Source organism: Frankia canadensis (genome assembly GCF_900197875.1).
Classification (GTDB): domain Bacteria; phylum Actinomycetota; class Actinomycetes; order Frankiales; family Frankiaceae; genus Frankia; species Frankia canadensis.
Genome location: NZ_FZMO01000291.1, coordinates 1 through 4,452 on the forward strand (window position 1 = coordinate 1; position 4,452 = coordinate 4,452).

3 protein-coding genes are annotated in these 4,452 nt (G+C 74.1%); all 3 read right to left on the reverse strand.

Features of this window, described 5'->3' with window-relative positions; genetic code table 11:
* Positions 1–46 precede the first annotated feature (46 nt).
* A complete protein-coding gene (locus C1A33_RS20985) occupies positions 47–2,044 on the reverse strand; it encodes a sensor histidine kinase (RefSeq protein ID WP_423748115.1) in 1,998 nt (665 codons plus the stop codon).
* Entirely contained in the window at positions 2,041–2,769 is a 729-nt protein-coding gene (locus C1A33_RS20990; RefSeq protein ID WP_101833130.1) for a response regulator transcription factor, read from the reverse strand. Before C1A33_RS20990 ends, C1A33_RS20985 begins: the two co-directional genes overlap by 4 nt.
* Positions 2,770–2,983: 214 nt before the next feature.
* Positions 2,984–4,303: a mechanosensitive ion channel family protein gene (locus C1A33_RS20995; RefSeq protein WP_101833131.1), complete on the reverse strand. Its 1,320-nt coding sequence runs from the start codon at positions 4,301–4,303 to the stop codon at positions 2,984–2,986.
* Between the last annotated feature and the right edge of the window lie 149 nt (positions 4,304–4,452).

Genomic DNA, 4,452 nt, shown 5'->3' on the forward strand with positions numbered 1-4,452 from the left:
GGCTGGGCGTGCGGGGACCGGGCGCTGGGGGCGGAGTCGTCTGGGCTCACGTCCCAGGATTGTCGCCGGGTCCGGCGGCCGGGTCGGCACCGCGCCACGTCTGGGGCCCGGACGCATCTCCGCCCGGCCCGGCGGAACCGGGCGAACCATCCCAGGGCAGGCCGTAGGGAGTCATCGGAGCGGCCAGGGGCGAAGGCCCGTCGAGCGGTGGTGGCAGGGCCGCGCGGGCGATCGGCGCTGACGGCTGGAGCGGGGTCGGCGGGTCGGCGGCCGGGCGGCTCCACGGGGACGCCGCGCCGAACGTGGCCCCGGCCTGCTCCCAGGCCGGCAGCTCGGCGGGCGGCGGATCCGCACCGGCCACGGCGAAGGTGCCGCGGGTACCGGCGAGTTCACGGGTACCCGCGGGTTCGCGGGGATCGGCGGCCTCGGCGAGGTCGAAGGGGTCGGGTGCGGCCAGCGGCAGGCGCATCCGCATCAGCGCCCCACCGCTCGGCGACGCCTCCGCCGTGACGCTGCCGCCATGGCTGTGCACGGCATCGGCGACGATCGCGAGGCCGAGCCCGGAGCCGGGCAGGCCGCGGGCCGAGGTGGCCCGGTAGAAGCGGTCGAAGACCTGGGCGCGATCCTCGACGGCGATGCCCGGGCCGTCGTCGGCGACGGTCACCTCCCCCGCCGCGCAGCGCACCCGCACGACCGACGCCGGCGGGGAGAACTTCACCGCGTTGTCGAGCAGGTTGGTGACGGCGCGTTCGAGCATGTTCGGCTGGCCGTCGACCAGGCAGCTCACGGCGTCGACGTCGATCCGGATGCCCTTGCCGTAGGCCCGGCGGCGGGCGCGCTCGGCGGCGGCGACGACGATGTCCGCGAGGTCGAGCCGCTCCACCTCCTCGGCGGGCACCTCGTCGCGGGCGAGCTCGACGAGCTCGCTGACCAGGCCCGACAGCTCGCGCATCTGGGCGTCGACGTCGCGCAGCAACGCCTCCCGGTCGGCGGGGGGCAGCGGGCGGTGCGGGTTCGCCTCGGCCCGCAGCAGCAGCTCGATGTTGGTCCGCAGGCTGGTCAGCGGGGTGCGCAGCTCGTGGCTGGCGTCGTCGACGAGCTGACGCTGGCGGGCCCGGGAGGCCTCCAGCGCGCGCAGCATGCTGTTGAGGCTCTCCGCCAGCCGGGTGATCTCATCCGAGCCGGTGACCGGGATCAGCGCGGAGAGGTCCTGGGTACGGGCGACCTCCTCGGCGGCGGCCGCGGCGGCGTCGACGGGTTTGAGTGCCGCGCGGGCCACGATCCGGCCGGCCAGCGCCGAGCCGACGACCCCGACCACGCCGACGACGAGCAGCACCACGGCGAGGTCGCGCAGCGTGCGGTCGACGTCCGTGGTCGGCCGGGCCAGCTGGAGCGCGCCGCCGGACGCGGGTCGCTCCAGCGGCACGGTGACCAGCCGGTACGACTGCCCGCCGACGGTGATCGTGCGCAGGTTCTGTGCCCGCTCCCGGCGGGCGACCTCGGCGTCGGCGGCGTCGACCGGGATCCGCACGGAGTTCCAGCTCGAGACCGCGTTCTCCAGCGGGTTGCCGTCCGCGTCCAGGAACTGGCCCTCCAGCCCGAAGCTGAAGGCCTTCAGACCGACGCCGATGCCGAGCGCGTTGGTCTGGATGGTGTCCGCGGACGCCTCGGCCTGCTCGGTGAGCTGGTCGTCGATGGCCTGGTTCAGCACGATGCTGGTGGCGCCGAGGGACACGCCGGCGACGACCGCGACCGCGGCGGCCACCGCCATGCCGACCAGCAGCGCGAGCCTGGCACGCAGGGTGAGGCGGCCCAGCGGCGAGGAGAAGCGTTCCCGGGCGGAGGCCCGCTGGTGCGAGCCGACCCGGCGGGCGACCCCGTCCCGCGTGCGCGCCCGGGGCGACGCCGAGCCGGTTCCAGCCCCCCCACCGGCTCCCGCGGCCGCGGCGGCTCCGTCGCCGGGGCCGCCGCGGGCGGGCAGACCCACGACCGGCCGCGCCCAGCCCGGCGAGCGCGCGGCCGCCCGCGGGGAGGCACGGCTCACATGCGCTCCCCGGAGGGCTCACGCAGCACGTACCCGACGCCGCGCACCGTGTGCAGCAGGCGGGGCTCCCCGCCTGCCTCCAGCTTGCGGCGCAGGTAGCTGACGAAGACCTCCAGCGAGTTCGACGTGGGCCCGAAGTCGTAGCCCCACACCCGCTCCATGATCGTCGAGCGGGAGAGCACCTGCCGCGGGTGGTGGAGGAACAGCTCCAGCAGCTCGAACTCGGTCTTGGTCAGGGTCAGCTCCCGCTCGCCCCGGGTGACCTGGCGGCTGGCCTGGTCCAGGACGACGCCCCCGTAGCTCAGCACGGAGTCGGGCGCCCCGCCCGGCCCGCCGACGACCGCGCTGGTCGCCCGCGCCGCGAGCGCCGCCCGGCGGGTCAGCGCCCGCAGCCGGGCGAACAGCTCCTCCAGCGCGAACGGCTTGACCAGATAGTCGTCGGCGCCGACGTCGAGGCCGCTGACCCGGTCGGCCAGCCCGTCGCGGGCGGTCAGCATGAGCACTGGGACGTCGTCGCCGCGGGCCCGAAGCTGGCGGCAGGTCTCCAGGCCGTCCACCCTGGGCATCATCACGTCGAGAATGACGATGTCGGGACGGTCGCGGACGACGGCGTTCAGCGCGTCGAGCCCGTCCACCGCCGTCGAGACCTCGTAACCCTCGAAGCGCAGCGACCGTTCGAGGGACTCCCGGACCGCCGCGTCGTCGTCGACCACCAGTACTCGCACGATTCCAGTCTGCCTCTCCCGAACGGAAGGAGGGATGTCCGCCGGGCGGTCTCAGCAACACCTTCCCTGCTTTTCAGGCGAACTTCAGGCCCGCGCCCGGACGGATCACCCCGGGCGGCGCCGAACCGTCACGGGCCCGGCCGCCCCTGTCAGCACCGGACGCCAGAACCGGACGCTGGAACCACGCGTCGGAACCGGACGCCGGCGCCCGCCGTCAGGACCGGGTCGCGCTCGGCGGGTCGATCCTCGGCCGGGGCACGTCCTCGGTGATGACGATCGAGCCGCCGCCGCCGCCCGCGGGCAGGGCCGGCGCGCCGATCCCGTTGTCGTCATCGTCCTCTCCGGCGCGCGTCCCGCCTTCCTCCTCCTCGTCGTCGACCACCGTGACCTCGCTGCGCTGGACGGAGCCCAGCGCGATGCCCGCGTCGCTGAGCGCGTTGCGCACCCGCTCCCGCAGTTCGCGGGCGACCTCCCACTGCTTGAGCGGCTGCGTCTTGATCGCCACACGCAGGGTGTACCCGTCGGCGGTCATCGTCTCCATGCCCCACACCTCGGGGGCGGAGAGGATGAGACTGCTCCACTCGGCGTCGGCCCACAGATCGTCGGCGGCGCGGGCGAGCACCCGCTTGGCCGCGTCGACCTCGGTGTCGTAGTCGAGCGGGACGTCGAGCACGGCGCGGGCCCACTGCTGGCTCTTGTTGCCGATCCGGGTGATCTCACCGTTGCGGACATACCAGACGGTGCCCTCGACGTCGCGCAGCCGCGTCATCCGCAGGCTCACCCCCTCGACCGTGCCCGACACCGGCCCGACGTCGATCACGTCGCCGACACCGTACTGATCCTCCAGAAGCATGAACATGCCCGACAGGAAGTCGCGGACAAGGTTCTGCGCGCCGAATCCGACGGCGATTCCCAGCACTCCGGCGCTCGCGACGATCGGCGCGAGATTGATGCCGAGCTCCCCCAGGACGCTGAGGAATGCCAGGCCGAAGACGAAGATGGAGGTCACGCTGCGCAGCAGCGAACCGACGGTGGCGGCGCGCTGGCGGCGCCTTTCCATCAGCCCCGCCGGATCGCCGAACGCGCCCAGCAGCGTGCCCGCCCGGGAACTGCGGAAGAACCCGCCGTTGCCGCCGGCGCCGGCCCGTTCGGCGGTCCGCCGAATGAAGCGGTGCAGCAGCGCGCGCACGACGAACGCGATCACCAGGATGAGCAGGATCCGGATCGGCGTCCCAAGGAACACCTCCGCACCGGACGCGAGGTAGTTACTGTGCGTTGCGTTATAGACGGTTCGACAGAGCAGGCCCGGGCTGGTGCCACAAGCGTCGCGCAGGGCGTTCGCGACGCCTTCGAGGGATACCAGCGGATCCGTGCTCGCCGAGGGGCTCGGCGAGGGCAGCGGGGTGCCCGAGACCACCGCGGCGGCGGAACCGGGCTGCGCGTCGGGGGCGGGCGAGGCGGACAGCAGCATCCCCAGCCCGGGAATGAGCGGCTCGGCCAGCAGGGACGGGGCGGGCGTCACGACGACGGTCATCCTTTCTGCGTCTGACGTTTCGGTGGTGCGTCGGCGGTGCGGTACCGCGACGACAGGCGGTGTCGCCCGACGGCGCGGTGTCGAGCCCGACGGCGCGGTGCCATGTCCGACGGTGCGGTGCCATGTCCGACGGTGCGGTGCCATGTCCG

Bases quoted from the DNA above. Each gene is read 5' to 3' on its own strand.
- C1A33_RS20995 (WP_101833131.1), bottom strand. From the start codon at position 4,303: ATGACCGTCGTCGTGACGCCCGCCCCGTCCCTGCTGGCCGAGCCGCTC.